Origin of the sequence: Phaeodactylibacter xiamenensis, assembly GCF_965229835.1 — a bacterium.
GTDB lineage: Bacteria > Bacteroidota > Bacteroidia > Chitinophagales > Saprospiraceae > Phaeodactylibacter > Phaeodactylibacter xiamenensis.
Window position 1 is genome coordinate 1,728,944 of the sequence record NZ_OZ245931.1, and the last position, 21,347, is coordinate 1,750,290.

General features: G+C 48.3%; 21 protein-coding genes and 1 tRNA gene. 15 read left to right on the plus strand and 7 right to left on the minus strand.

Annotated features, from left to right (window positions below):
* The first annotated feature begins 664 nt into the window (after positions 1 to 664).
* Complete coding sequence (locus ACO08I_RS06290; RefSeq protein WP_421948833.1) at positions 665 to 1,225, plus strand: outer membrane beta-barrel protein; 561 nt, start codon at positions 665 to 667, stop codon at positions 1,223 to 1,225.
* A 336-nt stretch (positions 1,226 to 1,561) separates the two neighbouring features.
* Here ACO08I_RS06290 and ACO08I_RS06295 read toward each other — a convergent pair whose 3' ends face one another.
* The 7 genes from ACO08I_RS06295 to ACO08I_RS06325 all read right to left on the minus strand — a co-directional run bounded on the left by ACO08I_RS06295 (position 1,562) and on the right by ACO08I_RS06325 (position 11,097).
* Positions 1,562 to 1,942, minus strand: a complete 381-nt coding sequence (locus ACO08I_RS06295; protein WP_052516456.1) for a DUF3276 family protein — start codon at positions 1,940 to 1,942, stop codon at positions 1,562 to 1,564.
* 78 nt (positions 1,943 to 2,020) lie between these two features.
* A complete protein-coding gene (locus tag ACO08I_RS06300; protein WP_282781232.1) occupies positions 2,021 to 2,662 on the minus strand; it encodes a hypothetical protein in 642 nt (213 codons plus the stop codon).
* A gap of 177 nt (positions 2,663 to 2,839) precedes the next feature.
* Complete coding sequence (locus ACO08I_RS06305; RefSeq protein WP_421948834.1) at positions 2,840 to 4,642, minus strand: ABC transporter ATP-binding protein; 1,803 nt, start codon at positions 4,640 to 4,642, stop codon at positions 2,840 to 2,842.
* Between the two features lie 73 nt (positions 4,643 to 4,715).
* On the minus strand, positions 4,716 to 7,358 hold the full coding sequence (locus ACO08I_RS06310; protein ID WP_421948835.1) for a CHAT domain-containing protein: 2,643 nt from the start codon (positions 7,356 to 7,358) through the stop codon (positions 4,716 to 4,718).
* 177 nt (positions 7,359 to 7,535) lie between these two features.
* Complete coding sequence (locus ACO08I_RS06315; RefSeq protein WP_421948836.1) at positions 7,536 to 9,668, minus strand: S8 family peptidase; 2,133 nt, start codon at positions 9,666 to 9,668, stop codon at positions 7,536 to 7,538.
* A gap of 106 nt (positions 9,669 to 9,774) precedes the next feature.
* Positions 9,775 to 10,530: a hypothetical protein gene (locus ACO08I_RS06320; RefSeq protein ID WP_421948837.1), complete on the minus strand. Its 756-nt coding sequence runs from the start codon at positions 10,528 to 10,530 to the stop codon at positions 9,775 to 9,777.
* A gap of 3 nt (positions 10,531 to 10,533) precedes the next feature.
* Positions 10,534 to 11,097: an RNA polymerase sigma factor gene (locus ACO08I_RS06325; RefSeq protein ID WP_421948838.1), complete on the minus strand. Its 564-nt coding sequence runs from the start codon at positions 11,095 to 11,097 to the stop codon at positions 10,534 to 10,536.
* A 281-nt stretch (positions 11,098 to 11,378) separates the two neighbouring features.
* Here ACO08I_RS06325 and ACO08I_RS06330 point away from each other — a divergent pair, with 281 nt between their 5' ends.
* From ACO08I_RS06330 to ACO08I_RS06395, 14 genes are all read left to right on the plus strand, one after another.
* Entirely contained in the window at positions 11,379 to 11,660 is a 282-nt protein-coding gene (locus ACO08I_RS06330; protein WP_421948839.1) for a hypothetical protein, read from the plus strand.
* Between the two features lie 139 nt (positions 11,661 to 11,799).
* On the plus strand, positions 11,800 to 12,813 hold the full coding sequence (gene fbp, locus ACO08I_RS06335) for a class 1 fructose-bisphosphatase (RefSeq protein WP_044228821.1): 1,014 nt from the start codon (positions 11,800 to 11,802) through the stop codon (positions 12,811 to 12,813).
* A gap of 116 nt (positions 12,814 to 12,929) precedes the next feature.
* Positions 12,930 to 13,013 (plus strand) — tRNA-Leu (locus ACO08I_RS06340).
* A 185-nt stretch (positions 13,014 to 13,198) separates the two neighbouring features.
* A complete protein-coding gene (locus tag ACO08I_RS06345; RefSeq protein ID WP_282781127.1) occupies positions 13,199 to 14,044 on the plus strand; it encodes a hypothetical protein in 846 nt (281 codons plus the stop codon).
* Between the two features lie 77 nt (positions 14,045 to 14,121).
* Positions 14,122 to 14,310 (plus strand): helix-turn-helix domain-containing protein, encoded by a 189-nt coding sequence (locus ACO08I_RS06350; RefSeq protein ID WP_421948840.1) that lies wholly within the window; start codon positions 14,122 to 14,124, stop codon positions 14,308 to 14,310.
* A 133-nt stretch (positions 14,311 to 14,443) separates the two neighbouring features.
* Positions 14,444 to 14,776, plus strand: a complete 333-nt coding sequence (locus ACO08I_RS06355) for a hypothetical protein (protein WP_282781129.1) — start codon at positions 14,444 to 14,446, stop codon at positions 14,774 to 14,776.
* Between the two features lie 146 nt (positions 14,777 to 14,922).
* Positions 14,923 to 15,363, plus strand: coding sequence for a hypothetical protein (locus tag ACO08I_RS06360; protein WP_282781130.1), 441 nt, complete (start codon positions 14,923 to 14,925; stop codon positions 15,361 to 15,363).
* Positions 15,364 to 15,727: 364 nt separating this feature from the next.
* Entirely contained in the window at positions 15,728 to 16,900 is a 1,173-nt protein-coding gene (locus ACO08I_RS06365; RefSeq protein ID WP_421949710.1) for a protein rep, read from the plus strand.
* Positions 16,882 to 17,325 (plus strand): single-stranded DNA-binding protein, encoded by a 444-nt coding sequence (locus tag ACO08I_RS06370; RefSeq protein ID WP_282781133.1) that lies wholly within the window; start codon positions 16,882 to 16,884, stop codon positions 17,323 to 17,325. The genes ACO08I_RS06365 and ACO08I_RS06370 overlap by 19 nt, the downstream gene beginning before the upstream one ends.
* 57 nt (positions 17,326 to 17,382) lie before the next feature.
* On the plus strand, positions 17,383 to 18,972 hold the full coding sequence (locus ACO08I_RS06375) for a hypothetical protein (protein WP_282781135.1): 1,590 nt from the start codon (positions 17,383 to 17,385) through the stop codon (positions 18,970 to 18,972).
* Positions 18,973 to 18,977: 5 nt separating this feature from the next.
* A complete protein-coding gene (locus tag ACO08I_RS06380) occupies positions 18,978 to 19,271 on the plus strand; it encodes a hypothetical protein (RefSeq protein WP_282781137.1) in 294 nt (97 codons plus the stop codon).
* A 193-nt stretch (positions 19,272 to 19,464) separates the two neighbouring features.
* Positions 19,465 to 20,619, plus strand: coding sequence for a tyrosine-type recombinase/integrase (locus ACO08I_RS06385; RefSeq protein ID WP_421948841.1), 1,155 nt, complete (start codon positions 19,465 to 19,467; stop codon positions 20,617 to 20,619).
* Between the two features lie 120 nt (positions 20,620 to 20,739).
* Positions 20,740 to 20,961 carry a hypothetical protein gene (locus ACO08I_RS06390; RefSeq protein ID WP_421948842.1) on the plus strand — a complete coding sequence of 74 codons (222 nt, stop codon included), beginning with the start codon at positions 20,740 to 20,742 and terminating at the stop codon, positions 20,959 to 20,961.
* A 44-nt stretch (positions 20,962 to 21,005) separates the two neighbouring features.
* Positions 21,006 to 21,206 (plus strand): hypothetical protein, encoded by a 201-nt coding sequence (locus tag ACO08I_RS06395; RefSeq protein ID WP_421948843.1) that lies wholly within the window; start codon positions 21,006 to 21,008, stop codon positions 21,204 to 21,206.
* Positions 21,207 to 21,347 lie beyond the last annotated feature (141 nt).

A 21,347-nucleotide genomic window follows, 5' to 3' on the forward strand; every position in this document is an offset into this window, starting at 1 on the left:
GATGTATAGAGTATATGTAAGAACATACGAGCATGATTTAGACGCTTCCCGAAATTTCAGTCTGAAAGCTGACTTATAGGAAATTCAAGGATTGACCTTTTGCAGGCAATGACTTATCTTGAGAGTAAATAAAGTTTTGACGAATGTAAAAGCGGCGGCATTTTGGTGATTTTAAACTATTAAAACATTCCATCCATACACCAAAATAAACCAAAAGCCGTTTTAACATTATCCAAACAAAATAAGGGGCTGAGTTAAAAATTTTGAAAAAAGATGTTAATTTTTGATTAAGCACCCAACGAGGCCTGGATTTTTCACGTCAATGGTAATAACTTGAAGGCGTAATTAATAAGCAAACAGGGATTAAAGAGCGCTCAAATTCTGGATACAATAGCAATAATGCTATTCTGAATAATTGGGGTACAAGGTTGGAATTTTGAAACGGCAATGAGCTGCATGGCAATCTTATGTCAGATGTCATTAGCCTGGCTGTTTCTAAAAATTAGTGCAACACATAAAGTGTGTTGCAGCAGGAGTGCTATGCTCATCCCGAGCTTACGGACAGCATCGCTCCACTCAATGCAGTAATCACAATACTTTGTACCGTTAAGCTTTTTGCAGCTGGACGGTGATAATCGTTTTAGAACACCTAAAATTTGGAACCATGAAAAAGCTATTCCTCAGCCTTACTGTACTCTGCCTGGCTATTCAGTTTGTACAAGCCCAGCGTTTTAAGCCACATGTTGACCTCAACCTTGGCATTGGTGTCCTTCCAACATTTGTAAAGGACCACGGCAAAGCCAAAATGCTGCCAATGAGCCTTACTGCTGATTATAAGTTCACCGAAAACTTCAGTCTTGGGCTTGCCGGTTCTTATTCAATCACGGAGTCAGGAATATACCAGTTCCGGGACGGCACTACCGCTCAGTGGCGCAACAAATTCTCAACGGTGACGCTTCGTGCTGCCGCTCACAGCAGGCTTATCAATGATTGCTTAAATATTTACGGCGGCCTGAATGTAGGCTACACCAACTCTGCTATCGAGATGATGCAGGGAGAAGAAAAAAAGATAAAAGCAGAAAGAGGTATTGGCCGTACCGGCAGCAACTTTCTGTACACCGCCTTCCTTGGTGCCCGGTATTGCCTTGGCCAAAGAGTAGGCCTGTTTGGGGAAGTTGGATTCGGGGTTTCTATTGCCACAATTGGCATTAGCGTCAGGCTTTAAGCTCCGGCACAGTTGCATTACCGATGGGGAAAAGCAAGAGGCAAAACATGACAAGGTATGCCTCTACCCTTTCGGCAACACGCTCTAAAAGACTGACTGTCATTGGCAATCAGACAGCACTGCAATGCCACCCGGTTAAGGAATAAGGTATTTAACCGGTTATATCAGACTATGTTTGGAGCCTGGCTCTATTCCAAACCAAGGATCTATGAACCCGCAAAAGTACGGGGTAAATAAAGAAGGACAGGCTTTTCGCCCTTGCCAACCGGATGTGGAATGGCATAAACGCAGGCATTGTATCAACCAAGCGCTGACAAGCAAAGCCTGTTCTTCTTTTTACCAGCTGATATCCTCGTCTGTCTCCAACTGATCACTGCCGTTATCGGAAAAGCTACCATTATCGGCTTGTTCATCTTCGTACTCCTCATGCCGGCGGGTGAACTCGTCATAGTCATACTCCGGCATCAGGTTTTCCTTAACGTGGTCTATTGTTTCCTCAAGGTGACTCAGGAATCGGTTAAAATCCTCCTTGTACAAGAAAATCTTATGCCGCTCGTACCCGTCGCCATTAAACTTTTTGGTGCTTTCGGTGAGGGTAATGTAAAAATCGTCACCTTTCGTTCGCCGCACATCAAAGAAGTAGGTTCTTCGTTTGCCAGCACGCATTTTAAGCGAGTACTCGCTATCAATTCTTCTTTGGTTACTCCCGTTATCCACTACTTGTGAAGGTTTAGTTACGTAAATGAAAACGTGCCTTACAAAAGTAAATAATTGCAGGAGATTTCAAAGCACCCATTAATGCGTAAATACAGGGTCGGTTTCGTGCAAATCAAACCTGTACCACTGTTTTGCGCCCTCGTTCCAGTGATCGATGATCAGCAACTGAGCTTCTTCCCCGGATACGCAATCAATTTGGGTATCGTTCCCCTGATATTCATAATCTACCCACCAATGAACTTCAAACGGGCCCAGTGGAAGCGGCAGCGCCCCACCCTTCAGCATGATGCGCAGGGAGGTGCCCCCATTGATACAATGGCTTTCTAAAAGCTCGACACCTACAGGACTGGGTGCCAGTAAAGCATATGCGCCATCACCGCTGCTCAGTGGAGCTTCTGATGGCACGCCACGCTCACAGTCCGAACTGTACCGGTACATCAGATAGACTTCCTGATTAGCTTCACAGCACCGGATGGCAGACATGAACACCCCACATTCACTTTCCGCTTTTTCCATAAGTGCCTCCCGTGCGTTTTCAATAGCTGTTTCACAATCAATAAGCAGGCAGTCTGAAGTGCCCGGGCCAGGCACATAACGGCTGATCAGCGTGGGGTTGCGATCAATTGACTCTGCCAGTACCGTTTCTTCTTTCTGGCAGCCCATGATTAGGAAAAGGAGAATGGAAAAGCCCGCTGTAAAAATAACCTGGTAAGCTTTCATGGCTCGTATATTTGGTGAACCAATATTGGTATCAGACTGGTATTCAGCGAGGTGAGTTGAATGAGGCTATCCTGAAGCAATATTTAAGCCAGGAATCATAACACTCTTTACATCCCAATCCTAAAGAGATCAGGCTCAAAAAGCACTGTTAATAATCAGCAAAAAGAGTGATTTTAATCATCGGGCAGGCTGGCCTTCATCGACTTCCTCAAGGCGCTGGTTTTCGACCATTTCCGCATAGTACCCCCCCAGCTTGATCAGCTCTTCATGAGTACCGGATTCTGCGATTCGGCCATCCTCAAGGACCAGGATTTTGTCGAATTCCAACAACGAGTAAATCCGGTGCGTAATGATAATTGCGGTCTTGTTGGCGAGGGCACCGGATAGGTACCCCAAAATTTGCTGCTCGGTTTTCGTGTCCACCGCAGACAGACAATCATCCAACAAGACAATATCAGGCTGTTTAAGAAAAGCCCTGGCAATAGACACCCTTTGTTTTTGCCCCCCGGAAAGGGTCACCCCTCTTTCGCCTACGAAGGTATCGAAGCCGTTAGACAGCTCCATGATGTCGTCATATACAGCCGCATAGCGAGCATATTCCTCCACTGTTTCCCGGCTGGCGTCCCGCTTACCAAATGCTATATTATGCGCGATGGTGTCAGAGAACAGAAAGACATCCTGAGGTACATACCCCACTGCGCGGCGCAGTTGAAAGAGGTTGTGGTCCCGGACGTCCTTACCATCCACCGTGACCCGACCCTGCTCAACGTCGTACATACGGACCAGCAGATCTGCAATGGTAGACTTGCCCGACCCCGTTTTACCTATAATGGCCATCTTTTGCCCTGCCTGCAGCTCGAAGCTAACATCTTTAAGGGCCTGTGTCCCGGTATCGGGATAAACAAAAGAGACCTTTTCAAAGGCGATTGCTCCGCGGATCTCCTCCGTTGTGGTCTCCGTGTGGTTCGTTATCTCCGGTTCAAGGCTCAAAAACTCATTGATCCGCTTCTGGGATGCTGCTGCCTGCTGAACGATAGAAGCAATCCAGCCTATAGCAGTTACCGGCCAGGTCAGCATATTGACGTAAATAACAAACTCAGCAATATTGCCCGTGCTAATCGAACCCCGCACGACCTGCAGCCCCCCGATATAAACTGTGATTACCGTACTTGCACCAATTAGCAGGACCATCAACGGATAAAAGAAAGCATCAACCTTAGCCAGGTCCAGTGCTTTTTCCCGGTATATATCGCTCTCCTTTCGAAAAAAAGATAGCATTGGTTTCTCCTGTACATAGGACTTGACAACCCGTATACCAGAGTAAATCTCCTGCGCATTCGTATTCAGGTGAGCCAGCTGCCGCTGAATGATCTCACTTTTTTTGTTGATCAGATTGCTAACATAGTATATTGATACAGATAATATGGGCAAGGGGGCAAGGGCATAAAGTGTCAGCTCGACATTTACGCTCAGCATAGAGTAAATCACAAGCACAAAAAGCGAAACCAGGTTGATGCCATACAAAACCGCGGGCCCAAGGTACATCCTCACTTTCGAAACGTCTTCGGTGATACGCGACATCATATCGCCGGTCTTGTTGCGCTTGTAAAAAGCCATGCTGAGGTCTTCGTACTTCTGAAAAATCTCTTTGCGCATATCATACTCAATGAGCCGGGACATGACGATGATCGTCTGGCGCATGAAGTACATAAAAACCCCCATCAGCAAGGCGAACAACAGCACCAGCACGCCGAAATAAAGCAGCGACTTGCCCAGCATACTGTACAGTTTGGGCTGTAGCTCGAAGCCATTTAACAGCCCGAACAAACCAATATTTTCCACTACCAGGTCCAGTGCCTGGCGGATCATCTGCGGCTGCAGCACCCGGAAATAGTTGGACAGGGACACAAAAAGGATCCCTAAAAGAAGGTGCTTTTTGTAACGGAGGAAAAACTTATTTAGATAGGCTAATTGCTTCACGTGTGGTCTGGCTTCTTTCTGGTACCCTTTGTAAACCATTGATTGTCGGATTGGTTGAGTTGGCCAGGCATCTTCAGGCTCTGCGCCGCCCAAAAAAGTAAGCTGCTATGACCAGGAACCCAATCAATCCAAAGGCCCACCACAGGGGGGAGCCTGCCCCTTCGGCTTTCAATGGCTTACTGTCACCATAATACGTGAGGCCCGCCCAGTAGTAAGGAGATTTTCGGAAAGCAGCCACTTTGGTATCTTGCAGGTATTGTACCTTGGCAGACTGTAGGGCTGCAGCTTTGGGCTGCCCTTCCGCCAGGCTTGCGTAGAAGGCCGAAATGATTTGGCTGGCACTTTGATCATTGAGGTTCCATAGGCTAGCCACAATACTATTTGCGCCAGCGTAAAAGAAGCCCCTACCCAGGCCAAGCACGCCTTCTCCCCGCGCCAGGCGCCCTATATTGCTTTGGCAGGCACTCAATACAACGAGTTCTGCAGGAATATCCCAATGGTACAGGTCAGTCAGGAAGATGGAAGAGTCTGCCAGTGCGATATACGGCTGTTTGCCATCGTAGGCACCGTAGGCATGGGTAGACAGATGCAAAATACCTGCCTGCCCCATGGCTGCTATGAAAGCTTGCCGGGTAGCAGCACCATCACGGAAGGAGTGCACCTGGAAATGGGCAGCTATAGCTTCCAGCTCGACAGGACTGTATTCCAGGGTGCCATGACTACCCTTTGCCTGCTGAGCGAAGGGAGCCATGGCATAAGCCTGCATGACTGGACTGCCTGTGTTATTTTCCAACTGATCGTACAAAGTTGCAGAAAAGCTGTAGCTCACTACATGGCTGTTCACAAGGTAAGGGGCTGTGCTGAGGTCGGTACCAGGGTAAGAGGCAGAGAGCAAGGCTTCAAAAGGCACATAAGCAAGTGGCCCGCCGGGGATAACAAGCAGTGCCTTTGCCTTAAGCGGACCGGAGATGGGTAATAGCTTTTGAAACAAGGCATATGCCTGTTCCTTATAAGCTGCTGGTGCCTGCTCAATGAGAGTGGGAGCGCTAAACCAATGCAGGAAACTTTCCACTTGCCTGGCTAGCGTATCACTACTACCCAAATCAAGGAGTTGCGATTCCTGACCATTGGCATAAAGCAGATAGGCTCGTTCTTCACCGAATAGATAGTGGATCAGTGCCCGGCTCTGCCCTTTGAGGTAGTTGCGTTGGAAGGGCTCCCAACCGATCACAGCTGCACCAGCTGTTTGTCTTTGGTACACGGGAAATGACTGGCTCAGGTAGTCTGTAAGGCGTTCCAGTTCTTGTTCTACGCCAAGTGCCTGATCGAGCACTACGGCCACGCTTTCAGAACCGGCTTGATCCAGCTCCAGTTGCAGGCGGTTCAACTGCCTCCGCAGGGCTCGCTCCTGCTGCTGCAGCGAGTCTGGTATAGAGGAAAGGGCATCTGCCTCCGCCAGAGCTTCCAGCAATAAAACGGACTGGCTTTTTTCCAAAAAGTAAAAGGCATCGGCTGTGGCTTGCTGCGCCGTGCAAATACGGACGGCCCGCTCATAAAAAGGCAGGGCTTCTTCCCGCCAAAACAGTTTTGTGCCGGCATCACTATGGGCACTTCTCAACTGGTCGATGAGATAATCGCCAGCCTTTAGCCAGGGTGCAGCGGCCTGTAGGTACTGTTCCTCACCAGATTGCTCATGTTGGGCAAGCAATGCCCGGAGCAGGTCATTGAGGTAAATAGATAAATCTACCTTGTATGGTGTCTTCTCCAAATATTGCCTTTCGGCTTTTTGCAAGGGGCTGTCAGGGTAGAAATCAGCTTTCAAAGTCTGCATAGCCTTCAGGAACCAATCGGCGGCTTGATCCGGTTTGCCCTGCTGCAAGGCAAGCTCCCCAATGTTATCCATGATGGCAGCAGCATCCTCTTTTGCCTCTGCTATGCGGGCGAGTTCCAACGCCTCTTTTAATAGCTGCGCTGCGGAGTCATGCTGCTGGCTTTTCATTGCAGCAAGCCCCAAAAGGTTTTTTACTCTGGCTTGGTAATCGATATCTTCAAGGGCTTGGTAACTGGCCAGCGCTTGTGAACCAAATTGCTTCGTCTCTGTGAAATGGCCTAAGTGATAGTGGGCTTTCGCTAAATTCAGCAAAGCGGCGGCTTCATCTTGAAGCATCTCCTGTTGACTGAAGTAGGGCAGGGCAAGTTGAAGCTGTTGGATGGCCTTTTGAGAAGCCTTTCGTTCTGTGTACAAAAGCCCTAAATCTGATCTTGCTTTCGCCAGGTTGAGTGCTTCCCCTTCCTGTGTGTCTTCGATTACCCATCTCAGCAGGCGTTCTGCTTTGTCGAAATCGCCGGCATAGCTATCCATCTTTGCCACCCGGAGCGCAGCAGCTCGGTGCAATACCCTGTTGTTGAGTTCCTGCTGAATGGCCGCCGCCGCTTGGTAGCAAGTCGACGCTTTTCCGTAGGCTTTCAATCTTTCGTGGAAAAATCCAAGATTGAAGTAGGAACGGCCGAGGTCTTCGTGTGCTTTGCCGGCAAATGCTTTATTACGATAATCCACGGCTTGTTGCATCTCTTGAACAGCCTGGGGCATGTCTCTATTTTGAAAGGATAATACACCAAGCGTATGGTAGACCAAGCCAAGCGAATCCACCAACTCTGGGCAGTCTTTCAGCGCTTCAGCCAATAATTGCAGTTCCGCCCGGTCTCCAGCCTTCACTATGGGTAGAATAGGTTTTTTCGGGCATTTTGCGAAAGCAGAAAAGCTGAAAAGAAGGTAAAGCAGAAGGTATGGAAGGCGGTGTGCAGGCATAGACTTGAAGGGTTGATGCCCCAGCTCACGAAATGCGAACTGGGGCAAGAGGGTTTGTTATCCGTAATATAGGGTATTTGACTGTTATAGTTTAATCAGCCGGCCTACCCAAAGCTGTCCCTTGTACAGGAGGCGTAGCATATAGGTGCCTGCTGGCAAATGCTGTACATCAATATCCATCGTCTGGGGGTAAGCGGAAGAGGAGACTTGCCATTGCCCCATACGCTGGCCGCTGAGGTGGAAGACTTCTAACTCGGCTGCATCTGGAATTGGTGGTAATTCCAGCTGTACAGCGTCACGCGCCGGATTGGGGTAGAAATGTATGAACTCAGTTAGCGGGGCAGCCTGCGTAGGGGTCGTACACAAGGTCAGTATATTAAGTAAGTTGCCGTCAACAGCGACGGTGTCCAACGATGGTGTCTTGTCTGCCGTATTGAGCAGGAGTGATTTGACCTCTGCGTAGGGTGTTTGCCTTCCTAGCTTACAATAGACGATTGCCGCCGCTGCGCTCACCGCCGGCGCGCTCATGGAAGTGCCGGATTTTAGGCCGGAGCTATCCTGAGGTAAATAGCTGTCGATATTCACACCCGGCGCTAAAATATCCACCCAGGTATCGCTAAAATTAGAGAATACGGCCCGGCCTAGTACTTGGTCTCCATCTTGAAGTATAGATCCTACAGTGATTTCGTTAGGCGCATTATAGCAGGCCGGGTATTGCAATAGGGTATCAAGCATCAGGGAGTCATTCCCCGCTGCGGAAACGACCAATATGTTGTTAAGTTCTGCTGAGTCGATGGCATTTTTCAGAATATCGTTGCTGCCATCGCTACCTGCGCCGCTACCGTAAAAACCCCAGCTGTCATTAATGACGGCCACACTGTCTTCTATTGCCTGGTAAGTGGCGCAGGCCACTTGATATAAACTGGAGACCCCTTGAGCATCGTGTGTTTTGTACGGGATGATTTGAAAGCGGCAACCTTCAGTACAAGCCTGATCGAGTGTCTGAGCGATGATGCCCGCCACATGCGTGCCATGACTGTGGTCGTCCATCGGGTTGTTGCTGATGTCATCTTCAGAAACGAAATCCCAACCGATAGGGTCGTCCTCAGCGCAATTGTTATCATCGTCTGTGGCGTTGTTGAGGGCATCCGGCTTTTTGTAGATGTATCCATCTAGTTTTTCATGCTTGTAATCTACACCCGTATCCAACACGGCAATGCGCACTGCATCGTTAATGGCGTCAGGAATGCCTGCTAGATCATTTTGCGTAAGCATAGGGTTGTCCGTAATCATCTCAGGCTGCAACTGTGCTACGGTGTAATAGTTGGGGTCTGCTTCCTGGATGATGACTGAAGAGCTGGCGCCTTTAACGCGTTCTAAGATATCAAGAGTCGGTCCTACAGGGAACAGCATTCCATTTTGATTGGTGATGACACTGTCGCCCAATTCCCAAAGTTGGAGGGAGTTGCAGACGCAAGAGTCTATAAGTTTTGCCCCGAGCGTGTCCCGCAGGGCTACCACACTATCGGGATCGGTTCCGGGTACGATCTGTACCACAATTTCATTAGGGATGTAGGGCCAACCGGCGTCATCTGGCGTGTAGGCGTAGCCCAAAGCGGGAAAGGTGTCTCGATATTGGGCGGGCCGAGTCTCAGGGTAGGGAAACGTATTGTAGAACTCCACATCGTCGATGATCCAAAAGTATTGAGTTGTTTCAAAAAAGAAAGAGATCTCAACGTTAGCGTCTGCCGCTATACTGGTGATGTCGATAACTTCTACTGCCCTAGGGCCCGTTTCTACTTGTGGCAGTACATTCTGGTTGATGGTAAAGAATTCCTGACCGCCACCTGAAAGGTTCCGTACTCTTACAACAGTCGACCCTTCCAGCGCGCGGTAGTACTGATTAAAGCGGAGAAACACCTGGCTCTCCCCGCTGAGGTCGATGGGAGGGCTAACCAGCACTCCTGGTGTGCCGGCAATCGCCGCTGCTCCCCCCTGGGATCGGGAAAGGATGGAGTCTCTGCCGTCCCATAGCGTTGTATTAAACACTTCAGCCTTACCATCGTCTACCCATTGCCAGTTGCCACCTGGGGTATCCCATTCCATGAAATCATCGTTGTTGTCAAAGGGGAAAGCGATGATAGGGGATTGGGCGAAGGAAAACGTAGCGAGCAGGGATGAACAGGTTAGAAATATGCAAAAGCGTAGAGTCTCCATAATGCGTTGTTTTGAGGTTTAGAAAATAAGCCCAGGCCTGGCTTTGAGCAGGCAAATGGCTGGTGCTGACAGGGTGTGTTGGGATTATTGCTTTTTCAGCTAGGGATTAAAGTTGCTGGAGTAAATCTTGTGCCTGTTGCTGGAAAGCAGAGGGCTGTTCGGCCAGTGCTTGCAGTAGGGGCCGGGCTGCTTCGTTGTCGCCCGTTTTGACATAGCTTAGCGCCAAATACCAGCGGCCGTATTCCTGCAGGGCAGTATCGCCTTCAGCTAGTGCCTCAAATTGAGCCCTGCCTTCCTGAACCCGATCGGTTTCCAATGCAGCGATGCCTAAAGACAGCTTCAACTGTGGATTTTCCGGTAGTTGCTCTTCCAAAGCAGATAGTTGGGTGTAGGCAGCTTCGTACTGCCCTTGGTTGAAGGCTTGTTCTGCCGTCTCCAGGCTGCTGCCGTCCACGCTTCGTTCTTGCAGGGCAAGCGTGGGGTGCAGGGCGTACTGTTCGTACAAGTTTGCAGAAGTCTGGAACGGGTTCCAAACCAATAATATCAAGGCGATGGCTGCGGCAGCCGCTACGAGCCATATCGGCTTTCGTCGCCAAAGCGGCACCACTATTCCCTCTTTCGGGTCAGCGGAATCCGTGTTTGCTTCGTCTTGAAAGTACCGTGCCCCCAGATCAGCCATGCGTTTTTCCAGCGCAGGCTTTTGCACTTGATGCTTCAAGTAGTTTTGCATCTGCTGCCGCTCCCTGAGCGCTTCCGCAAATGCACGGTCATCCTGCAGGCGTTGCTCGAAAGCAGGCTGCGCTTCTTCGGGCAGCTCTCCCTGCAGGTATTGGTCGATGAGTAAATAGTCTGATGCTTCCATACGTCAGGCGGTTTGAGCATTAAACAAATTGCGCCACCGCTCTGCACAAGCGTTCTTCCGACGGTACACCGTATTAGTATTATTCATACCAAGTTGTTCGGCGACTTCGGCGGAAGCCATTCCGGAAGCCAAAAGTTGTAGTAGCTGCTGGCAGAGCTCACTCAACTGGCCAAATGCCTGGTCGAGCTTACGCTGCCTGATTTCTTCTTCTTCAATTTGTTCCAGGGTGTTCTGAACGATGCCTTCAGATTCATATCGTTCGGCTTCTGCATTTCTTACCTCCGTTTCCCGATTTTTTTTGCGGAGCTGGGAAAACCACTTATTCCGGCAAATTTGGAAGAGCAATGCCCCAAGGGGGCAGGTGAGCAAAAAAGTTGGGTCTTGCGCTTTCTGGTGCAGTGCGATAATCCCCTCCTGGAAAACATCCTGAGCATCAGACACTGAGCCGCTATTGCGTACTACCCATTGAGTAATAGTCGGAGCATGCTCCCTGTATATATGATCCAGGGTGGAGAAATCGCCCTGGCGCAATGCCAGTATGTGCTTATGATCTGGGTGTTGTTCCATCGCTGTACAATTATAAGAGATTCTTTGGCTTTTTTTGCACCCGCTTAAAAAATAATGCGCTCTGGGCCTTTCAACTTGTTACTGTTCCCCTGTCAAAGTCAACTTTCCTGTTTTTTTTGAAAAAAGTTTCTCCAAGACGGTAAGGTTATACCCTAAGCTGCAATAGACTGGTGTATTTCAAATCTGTACAACCCAAAAAACGAATAGGCGGATGCCGAAAAGCCTTAGAGATGCTATGTTAGCATCTCTTAAACAGAGTAAGCCTCAAAAACCAAATCATTATGACTGCTGAAGAAAAGCAAATCCTGTCAAAGCTGATTGACCAATCAGCAAATTTAGTCTATGACACAGCTAACGCTGACGAGGTAGATGACCGCACCGTAGCCACAGAGATGAAACAGGCAAGTGAACTGTTAAGCTATGCCGCAGACATGGTAATGTCGCAGAAATCGCCCGGTCTTTTACGAAAATGGGGCAAGAGACTTTGGTATCATGTGAAAAAGGCAATCGCTAATTTCTTGCGGGAGATTGCTTGTGCAATTGACCCGGATTGCAAAAATTAAAATTGCATTTCTAAATAGTGTTTGCGGCTCCCTTTCCTGGTACAACGGTATCGGTCAGGGAGCTTTTAATGCCATTTGTCACCCCTTTACTCCGGCTCAGTTTTTATATTTACCCTTCCTAACCACAAATATCCAAATTATGAGCCGAATCGTCACTTTAGATGAATTTATCATCCGACGGCAAAAAGATTTCCCCTATGCTTCCGGAGAACTGACCGGCCTGCTGCGCGATATTGGCGTAGCTGCCAAAATTGTCAACCGCGAAGTCAACAAAGCCGGGCTGGTCAACATCCTTGGGGAGGCCCGGGAAGAGAATGCCTCCGGCGACACCGTACAGAAACTCGACCTTTATGCCAATGAGAAACTGATCGACTGCCTGAAAAACAGCGGAGAGTGCTGTGGGGTGGCTTCGGAGGAACTGGAAGATATTATTCCCATTAACTCTGTGGCTTCCAAAGCATCCAAGTATGTCGTGGTCTTTGATCCGCTGGACGGGTCTTCCAACATCGACGTCAACGTCTCTGTAGGGACTATTTTCGGGATCTACCGCCGCCTTAGCGATGCTGAGTCTACCGTTGAAGTAGAAGATTTCCTGCAGAGGGGTATAGACCTTGTGGCTGCCGGCTATGTGCTTTATGGTACCTCTACCCTCTTGGTTTACACCACGGGGCGGGGAGTCAACGGTTTTACCCTGGACCCCACAATCGGAGAGTTTTGTCTGAGCCATACCGATATTCAGATACCGGACCGCGGAAACTACTACTCCGTCAATCAGGGCTACTACCTGAAGTTTGATGTGGAAATGCGCCGGTATATAGACCACTGTTCTGACCTGAACCTTCGGTTGCGCTATATCGGGTCTATGGTCTCTGACATTCACCGTATACTCTTCCAGGGCGGCATTTTCCTCTACCCTAACACCCGTAAATACCCACAGGGAAAGCTCAGGCTGGTATACGAGTGCAACCCGCTGGCTTATATTGTGGAGCAGGCCGGTGGCAAAGCCATCACCTGTCAGCTGGAGCGCATCCTTGAACTCGAGGTCAATCACCTTCACCAAAGGGCTACAATTGCAATTGGGTCACCTGGCATGGTTGACGAAATGAAAGCCTTTGTGGAACGATACAGTGCAATTCCTGTGTTTAACGGTTAAACGGTCAAAGGATTGGTTTTTAAAAAAGCGATCAAAAAAATGCCGTAAAACTTTGCTTTTGTAAAGACCAGAAGTGTATATTTGCATCGCTTTTAAAATAAGCACTACTAATCCATGCCCAGATGGCGAAATTGGTAGACGCGCTACCTTGAGGGGGTAGTGTCCTTATGGATGTGCAGGTTCGAATCCTGTTCTGGGCACGACAGGGTATTCACGCAATACCTTAAAAAATGCTAGCAAAGCCCTGTATTCTCTGAATACAGGGCTTTTTAGCTTGATAACAGACCCAAAAGGATGATGTGTTTTTGCGTATAAACCAGGAGAAAAAGGTATTTGCTTTCTCTCCATTTTCTAAAATGCCGGATCTGGAAATAAATTTGAGAAAATGGCTACTTCAGAAAAGACCATTACTTGTGTTCCGTTTCTTAATACTAGGCTTAAGCCCAAAGTTTTGGGTGATGCTCCTGAAAGCTATCAGCTATATATCAGAGTAATTTATGAATCTAAGAATACTCATTTACCGGTACTCCCTTTGTACAATATAGATGATATAGATCCGTATGCTTTTTACGCTGACGAAGATGAATATGAGCATCTTATGCTTGATTTGGAAAGAATGGACTTTGAAACAGAAGGCTTCGGCTGGAATCTTGCTAGAGAAGTTAAAAATTATATGGATTACATAAAAGCAGTAATCCAGTATGAAATATCCGTTGCTCCAAAGAGATTTTCACTTAATGGTTTGGGGAAAAGGGTAAAATTGCTTAGGACTACCGCTCTTGAACCTTTGGATACTTTACTTACTACTAAATTAAAATCATTTCTTCGAGAGTATGATCAGGGAAGGTTTAGTCCATACGTAAGGTTGGAAAATACTTTTGAGTCAAACTATAATGCGATATCAAGATTCATCGTCAATAAATTTATCAAGTTACCTGAAGATATTAAATACGACATAGAATATTACTTTCTCCTTGCATCCCATAACGACTTCAATTTTCGTGTATCATATGGCTCACTTGTATTTTACAGAGGACTGCAAAGATTTGAAGCATTTCTCGACAGGAAAGAGCTTTATGATAGAAGTGTTCTTTTAAAGGTTCCATTGGAAAACCCTTACTCCAGGTTACTTTCTTTAAACCCTCCATCTAAACCTAAGGCCTTTTATATCAACAAGTTAAAAACATTCGTTCGTGAAATAAATAAAAAACACATAGCTATGATGGGGTGAAAATTTGTTTTAACCCAGTAGTTTGTCTATCTTTGTCCAAGCGAGGCATTTTTTTTGACAATACAACTGGGTTAAAAATGAAAAATACACCATCTAGCGTTTTGTTAAAACCATCTGAAGTCTGCGAAATATTGAAGTGTTCACGTAGAACTCTTTACCGTATCCGCCAAGACATGGCTATTCCTTTCTTTAAGGTCAGGGGAAGAGTCATGTATAAGTTGAAAGACGTAGAAGCTTACATCGAAAGCTGTAAGGAGACCGCATAAAAAAAGCGCTGCCCCAAGGAAGGACACCGCTTCTAGAATATTATGATAATGCAATAGTACGGATTTGTTCGTACAAAAACAAGTATTTCCTTCCTTAGTAACAGCGCCATTATTCAACCAAAAACGTTGAACCATGGCAAAGTCCATCCATTCGCTCCTGAACAATATGTTTGAGGAGATCCCTTTTCAAAAATTAGATCGTGAAACCAGAGCACGCATACTCAAAGTGCTTAGTGTTGACGTCAATGAGTTAGGTGCAAGTTCACGTACTCAATTTGATGACTTCGCTAGTTCCGTTCTCAAAACAATTAAGGCTATACGAGATGATTCAGATTACAATGATCATATCCATCGTCTGAGAAAGTCTCTTTCTATGGGTGAGAAGTATTTCAAGCCTGAGAATAGCATAGAAAAGGGTATCGATCAAATGGATCAGCTCATCAAGCGCATTAACAAGCGTAAATAAGAACCACTTGTCCTTTGTGGGGACTTTGGGCCAGTGGGCCTATACAGCAAGTTGGGAGTGGCGGCGTTAGCCGCTGCTCCCCTGGCCCAACTATGTCTTGCTGGCAGGCTGGCAAAAGTCCCCTATGGACGATAAACCTATTTGCTATGAAACTACATTATCAGGCATCCCTTTTGGGAGAGACCGAAATCCTGCTACCACATGCGGCATTGGATCCGACCATTATCGCTGTAGGAGCAGATCGCTACGCAGCTGAGAAAGAGCTGCGGCGACAGCTCATCCTTAGGTCTAAGGACATTGCCCATCGCTATTTGGCATTGGCGAAAAAGTCAAGAGGCAATTACCTCAAGCCCGAGTTGGCAAACGCTCTGGAGCAGTCTTATGACCTGCTGCGTAAAATACGCAGGAACAATAAGCTGGAGAAAGCTCAGGAATACCTCCACTTGCTCTTGCCCGAGGCAGAAAAGCTGCTATCTCATCCTAACAGCCGTTTCTACCGGTCACAGTGCGCAAAACTCGATTTTCTAACCCAAGCTGCTGATCTGAAGATTGGGAGCGATAAAAGCCGGGAAAATGTGCACGTCTAATATACAGGTAGAACCCTACGTTCATACATTAGGAACGGTCGGAAGCTATCCAAAGGAACCCGAAGTTGGAATAATTGGCCATCTGAATATCGGAGTATCTAAGCGGCGGAAGCAAAGTTCAAAAGCCGAGTACGATCGGGTGAAGGGAAACCGGCGCAGGTGTTTCAAGATAGTCAGAGCGAAAAAAGAAGCAGACCGGTACCGGGATGACATCCACGAGTATCTGGAATACCACGGAGATTCGCTCACCCCGGATCAAGTAAAGCACTTGCTAGACTATCGGCATTGCCTTTCCTCTTGTTGCAATAAGTCATTATTCAGAGAGCACAAAAGCAACGGTTCTAAAGAATACATCACCTCCTTCATGTGCGGGCACAAGCTCTGCCCGGTCTGCAATGCGCAGCGATCGAAGAACTCAAGAAGGAAATTCCGGGCATTCTATGAAAAGAACCCAGAAATGATGAAGCGGTATGACCACATGCACCTCACCCTGACGGTTCCCCATCATCATGAGAGCAGCAGGTACCCCCGGTTTTACGCTTCCCAGTTGATGAAGGATTTCAACCTGATGCGCAAGCGGTCTTTCTGGAAAAAGCAGGTGTACGCTGGCGAGTTTTCAGTGGAGGTGACCCGTAATGATTCGGGCTTGCATATCCACATCCATGCCCTACTACTGGTGAAAAAAGGCACACAAAACCGGAATATCCTTCAACGGGATATCCTTCTCGCCTGGAATCGGATTACTGCCGGGGCAGGAACGCGACAGATTCTAAACGAAGAAGAACAGCTCGCGATCCGGAAAGGAAATGCACTGCTAACCGAGAAGGATGTAGCTCAACTTGACCCAAGTGGAGCTACCTTTATAGGGCTTGAAACCCTTTACATCTCCAGTAAAACACCAAAAAAAGGCTATCAGTACTGTGAACACAGTGGCATCTGGAAAAAACGGGTCCACCCCAGCGATGGGGAATTCTTCCTGAACGGGATATTGGAATGTCTGAAGTACCACTTTGAGCCCTTGGCGCTCAAAAGAGACGGTTCTCTGGATATGGACCTGGTGGTGGAAATTTTACCTGCAATCAAAGGGCAGCCTCTGTACCGGAAATTCGGTGCCTTCCACAGCGGTACTAAGAACGCTCATCCAGATGCTAAAATGCTCAACATCAAGAGCAAGCCAGAAGAGGATGAGGAAGAAATTAAACAAACGCTTGAGGAGATCGGACAGGAGATTCAAAACCCGGAAACCGGTGTGCCTGCTGAACGTACTGACTATGAATACTTCACGATCAGTATGTCCCGGGTATTTGTCAATCCTGATGATAATTTTCGGATCAGTATCACCACGCCCCGGCGGAAAAAGTATTTACACCGCTCTATTGCACCCACTGCTCTTGCTGCAATCAAGTACATGCAGAAGAATGCTGCCCTGTCGGCTTTCAGGACGAAGAAGATGGATCAGATGACCGGGAAATGGGGCGTAGGACCTTATCGATTTTATCATTCTAAATATAATCAATCATGCTTAAAACACAATTAATCGGCCATTTAGGCCAGGACGCGATTGTACGCCACTGGAATGGCAAACGCGCTATCAGTTTCACCGTTGCATACAACGAGTCCTACACGGACAGCAACGGCACCAAACACGAAACCACGACCTGGGTCAACTGCACCCTGTGGCGGGAAGGCGACACCAAACTGCCCAACTACTTGCGCAAAGGCCAGCTCATCTACGTCGAGGGCACGCCCAACGTCAAGACCTACGTCAGCAAGACGACTGGAGAAGTGCTCCCGGATTTTCAGCTAAACGTCAAACAGCTTCAGCTGCTGGGCGGTGCGGCTACGGCTGGGAACGTTCAGGAAAACCCTGAGCCGCAGCCTGAAACCGCTGAGCCTGCTAAAGCCAAAAGTGCCGAAAAAGCCCCTGCCGGAGCGGAGGAAACGGTGCCCTGGGAGGAATAACATTAACCACCTGCCTGTCCGGCTTACGCGGCTGGACAGGCACAAAAACCTACGCAAGTGAAACAGATAAAGAGCACCCCGAGCGATACGGTCTTCTTCGCGACTTACGCCCCTCTAGCCGCCACCATCCGCAGAAGCGGCTGGATCGCCCAGGTCATCAGCGGGCTGACCGAAATCGGCGGGATCTACGCGGCTGCGTATGCAGCTCTGCTGCCCATCTTCCCCTATCTGGCAACCACCGCAGCGGGTATTATTGCGGTATTGGGCACTGCGCTGATTGAGGTGGGGCTCCGCGCACTGGCACCGTACAGCGTTGATGCGGTGCTCAACAAAAGGTACCATGGGCTGCACCTTGCCATGACCATCGCGACGATGACCCTGACTGTCTTTTTGATTGCGACCTCCGGATGGCTGAGCTTCAATAACGCTTTCATCATCGTGGAAGAGTTCACACCTGCAGCGGAGACCCGGGAAAGTACTCCCTTTGACAGTACTTTACTAAGAAGAAAAGACCGGCTGTATGCGGAGTGGAAAGCAGACAGTACAGCCCTTACTAAGCAGTTTGCTACCCAAATCGCCGCTCAAAAACAGGCGTACGAAGGGCAGTATAAAGCACTCCGCCGGACGCTTTCCAACTGGTACAATCGGGAAATCCGTACAGGCAATAGCTACGCAACCGCCAAAGATCGCGTACGCCAAGAACTGGCAGACCTGGAAGCCGATCACTTGGCACAGGTAGCTGCATTGCGTACGCAGGAAGCCAACGCCATCCAAACGGCAAAGGAACGCCTGCTGATGGCATTGAGCCATTCCCAAACAGCGTACAAAGCCAGTGTAGACAGCCTCAAACAGTTAAACAATGAAGCTACTGTACACCGTACGGAAACCGTACGCAGTTATGGCAGTGGATTGGCGTGGTTCACCATCGTTGCGCTGTTGGTTTTCCTGGCTTCTATGATTTTAGACCGGATTCACCGTAAGGGCAGCGGCATACGGGAAACCGTTGAACTAAGCCAGTACGATATCGCTCCGAATATGATAGCGGAGGGTTGGCATGCGGTACGCGAACGGCTCCACTTTACGGTGCGCAACCGGATCAAAGCTTTTGCCGATCAGACCCCGCCCGCGCCATTGCCTACGCGCCCAACGGAGCTGTACGACCCTACGCAATTGGCCAACATTACCATCAACCTGAAAGTGGAACAGGCAGCGGATCCGGAAGAACGGGTCATTTACCTGACACCCAAACGCCGGCCCATCGGGTTTCAAACGCAAAGCCCTGACCCCACCGGTACTTCTCCCAAACAACCGCCCAATGTGAACGGCGTACACCCCCGTACAGCTCCAGACGTTGAAAATCAACGTGAGGCGGTGGATTCAACTGCTTCAAACACCAACGAAAAAGCACCAGCACCAAATGATTCGTGTGCAGTAAACAGAACACCGTCCGATCATGCTGATTTATCGCTTGCTGACCTCCTTCAGCGGTTGAAAATGTACAAGAAGCGGGTCGGCAAGCATGAGGCTAAAAAGCGGGCTGCTGAAAAAGCAGGCAAACCCGTACCGAAGCGAACGCTCAATGCCCTGTCCAACAACAAAGACTGGGTCAGCTACTATCAGCAATTAATCGACAACATTAAACACTAAACACTATGAATGCTCAAGAATTACAACAATTTACTAAGGCGATCCAGGAAAGCACGGAAGCCTTTAAGGAAGCCGTGGAAACCCTTCGCCGTGAACGCTCCCCCTGGGCGAACCCCGAAGATGCTGCCGATCTGCTAGGCATTCCCCGTACTAAGGGGAAATTTCACCGCCGCCGTTTAGCGCGCTTAGTAGAGCGGGGCATCTTAAAGAAAGTCCGGGCTGGAAAAACGCCCTACTACTGGAAAGATGAACTCAGGGCTGTTGCCTTAAAGGTGGCGGAAGGGGACATCTGTGTGTAAACGTCCTTAGTAAAATTACTAAGGGTGATTCTGGGTATGGTTGTCTTTTGAAAATCACAAAGGGTAGTTTTTAGTACAGCTGTCCTTAGTAAAATACCAGGGCATTTTGGCACGAATGTCCTTAGTAAAATTACTAAGGAGCCCCCAGCCTTAAAGGAAAGGGGGCTCTTAACTCAAAAAACAAAAAATCATCATGACTATAAAAGCAGTTTTAGCCTACCGGAAACGACAGGATGGTACTAAGGCGATCCGGATCTATGTCTACCACAACGGGCAAAAATCGTACGTACCGACAGATTTGAATATTCTGGAAAAGGATTGGAATGCCAGAAGAGGGGAGGTGAAGAAAACCCACCCGCTTAGTAAAGCCTACAATCGGAAGCTCAACGCTATAAAGCATGAGATTGAATCGGGCCTCCTTAAAGGCAGTTCGGTCAGGCAGTTAAACAAGTCAACCAACGACAATGACTTTTTGGCCTACATGGCTCAGTACATCAAACGAGAACAATCCCTCTCCGAAGGAACTTTGAGGATATACAAATCCGCCCACCGCCACCTTAGTAATTACCGCTTTGAAGTCGGGAAAGAAATGCTCACTCCGTACGATTTCACCCCCGCTTTTATCCATGAATTCCGGAACTACCTTTACGATCTGGGGTGTAAAGATGCCGGGCAACTGCAGATCCTTAAAAAGATCAAGAAGGTACTAAGGCTTGGGCATACCCAAGGCATACACGATGCCGATGCCTGGAAAGAGATTAAGATGCCCAAAGAGCCCACTACCAATAAGATTTATCTGACCCAGGCAGAAATGGACGCGCTGTACCATTTGGACTTAAGCCATAACCCAGCAATTGAAAAAGAACGCGACCGGTTTTGGCTGGCGTACAAGTTTATGATGCGCTATTCCGATATCGCAAGCGTCAACCGGGAAATGATGGTGGCCACTAAGGGCAAACGCTTCCTGGTGTACATCAGCGTAAAGACGAAAATCAAGGCGACTGTGCCCATTGGCGATAACGCCTTTAAGCTCCTCGAAAAATATGATTGGAAGCTTAACTTCACCAGCAATCAGCAAGCCAACCGCGAAATAAAGCGCATTGTAAGCATGGCTGGCATCAATCAAATTGTGGAGCAAGACGGCAAATCTGCCCCCAAAAGCCAGTTTGTGACCTTCCACACCGCCCGCCGCAGCGGAGCCACCAACGCCTATCTTTCCGGCCTTTCCTTAAAGATCATTGCCGATGTCGGCGGCTGGAAAAAATTCACCACATTACAGGTGTATTTACGCGCCAGTCAGATGATCTCTGCCACTCAGGCGGCGGATCATGATTTCTTTAAGGAGTGAGGATCCACATCCCGTTTTTTGAAAGAAAAACCATGAATTTACTAAGGGCACATTAAGCCCTAAACCTTTAAGAAGAACTTACGCTCTCAAGGCGGGAGCTCCTTAGTAACTTTCTTAATTATGTCCATAGAAGAACAACTCCTTTTACAACGGTGGCGTGCCCACCTGAACCAAATGAACGGTACCATTTCCACCCGGGAAACGATGGTCAAATACGCTTTGGCCTGGCTCCGGGGCGCAATGATGTATGCGCCAATTAAAACCTACAGTCAAAACTTTGTGCAGGTAGTCATTGAAACGCTTTGGGTGGTGGATACCTGGAATCATTATAAAGAGCCTTAGTAAGACTGTAAAATGGGGGCGAACCAAGCAGGCTAATCGACCGTATGCTTGCACGGGAAAACCGTACCCGTTCCAAAGAAAACCAGCTAGATGGGCTGCGCGAGCTACTGTACGAATTTATGGCTACCAAAGTCCGGGAACGAAGCTCCACCGGCTTCTTCGCCTCACCAGAGGCAGAAATACTGGAATTTGCAGAGGCGTTGAAGACGGTCTCGATGACGGGGGAGCTGAGAAGCTACGAATGAGTAAGGGTGCAAAAAATGTGGCTAGTACACTGTGTATTAAGTTAGTGAGTATTTTGAACGAGGGTATTTTTGCCTCAACCAAGGCGCTGCGGAGCCTCGACTTCAGAAAGGGTCCCTTTTTAATTCCCTTCCTTCGTGAGG

What these genes read in the sequence shown, in the direction of transcription:
- ACO08I_RS06290 (WP_421948833.1), top strand. Translation starts at nt 665, where the DNA reads ATGAAAAAGCTATTCCTCAGCCTTACTGTACTCTGCCTGGCTATTCAG.
- ACO08I_RS06300 (WP_282781232.1), bottom strand. Translation starts at nt 2,662, where the DNA reads ATGAAAGCTTACCAGGTTATTTTTACAGCGGGCTTTTCCATTCTCCTT.
- ACO08I_RS06315 (WP_421948836.1), bottom strand. Translation starts at nt 9,668, where the DNA reads ATGGAGACTCTACGCTTTTGCATATTTCTAACCTGTTCATCCCTGCTC.
- ACO08I_RS06320 (WP_421948837.1), bottom strand. Translation starts at nt 10,530, where the DNA reads ATGGAAGCATCAGACTATTTACTCATCGACCAATACCTGCAGGGAGAG.
- ACO08I_RS06325 (WP_421948838.1), bottom strand. Translation starts at nt 11,097, where the DNA reads ATGGAACAACACCCAGATCATAAGCACATACTGGCATTGCGCCAGGGC.
- ACO08I_RS06330 (WP_421948839.1), top strand. Translation starts at nt 11,379, where the DNA reads ATGACTGCTGAAGAAAAGCAAATCCTGTCAAAGCTGATTGACCAATCA.
- fbp (WP_044228821.1), top strand. Translation starts at nt 11,800, where the DNA reads ATGAGCCGAATCGTCACTTTAGATGAATTTATCATCCGACGGCAAAAA.
- ACO08I_RS06345 (WP_282781127.1), top strand. Translation starts at nt 13,199, where the DNA reads ATGGCTACTTCAGAAAAGACCATTACTTGTGTTCCGTTTCTTAATACT.
- ACO08I_RS06350 (WP_421948840.1), top strand. Translation starts at nt 14,122, where the DNA reads ATGAAAAATACACCATCTAGCGTTTTGTTAAAACCATCTGAAGTCTGC.
- ACO08I_RS06355 (WP_282781129.1), top strand. Translation starts at nt 14,444, where the DNA reads ATGGCAAAGTCCATCCATTCGCTCCTGAACAATATGTTTGAGGAGATC.
- ACO08I_RS06360 (WP_282781130.1), top strand. Translation starts at nt 14,923, where the DNA reads ATGAAACTACATTATCAGGCATCCCTTTTGGGAGAGACCGAAATCCTG.
- ACO08I_RS06365 (WP_421949710.1), top strand. Translation starts at nt 15,728, where the DNA reads ATGTGCGGGCACAAGCTCTGCCCGGTCTGCAATGCGCAGCGATCGAAG.
- ACO08I_RS06370 (WP_282781133.1), top strand. Translation starts at nt 16,882, where the DNA reads ATGCTTAAAACACAATTAATCGGCCATTTAGGCCAGGACGCGATTGTA.
- ACO08I_RS06380 (WP_282781137.1), top strand. Translation starts at nt 18,978, where the DNA reads ATGAATGCTCAAGAATTACAACAATTTACTAAGGCGATCCAGGAAAGC.
- ACO08I_RS06385 (WP_421948841.1), top strand. Translation starts at nt 19,465, where the DNA reads ATGACTATAAAAGCAGTTTTAGCCTACCGGAAACGACAGGATGGTACT.
- ACO08I_RS06390 (WP_421948842.1), top strand. Translation starts at nt 20,740, where the DNA reads ATGTCCATAGAAGAACAACTCCTTTTACAACGGTGGCGTGCCCACCTG.
- ACO08I_RS06395 (WP_421948843.1), top strand. Translation starts at nt 21,006, where the DNA reads ATGCTTGCACGGGAAAACCGTACCCGTTCCAAAGAAAACCAGCTAGAT.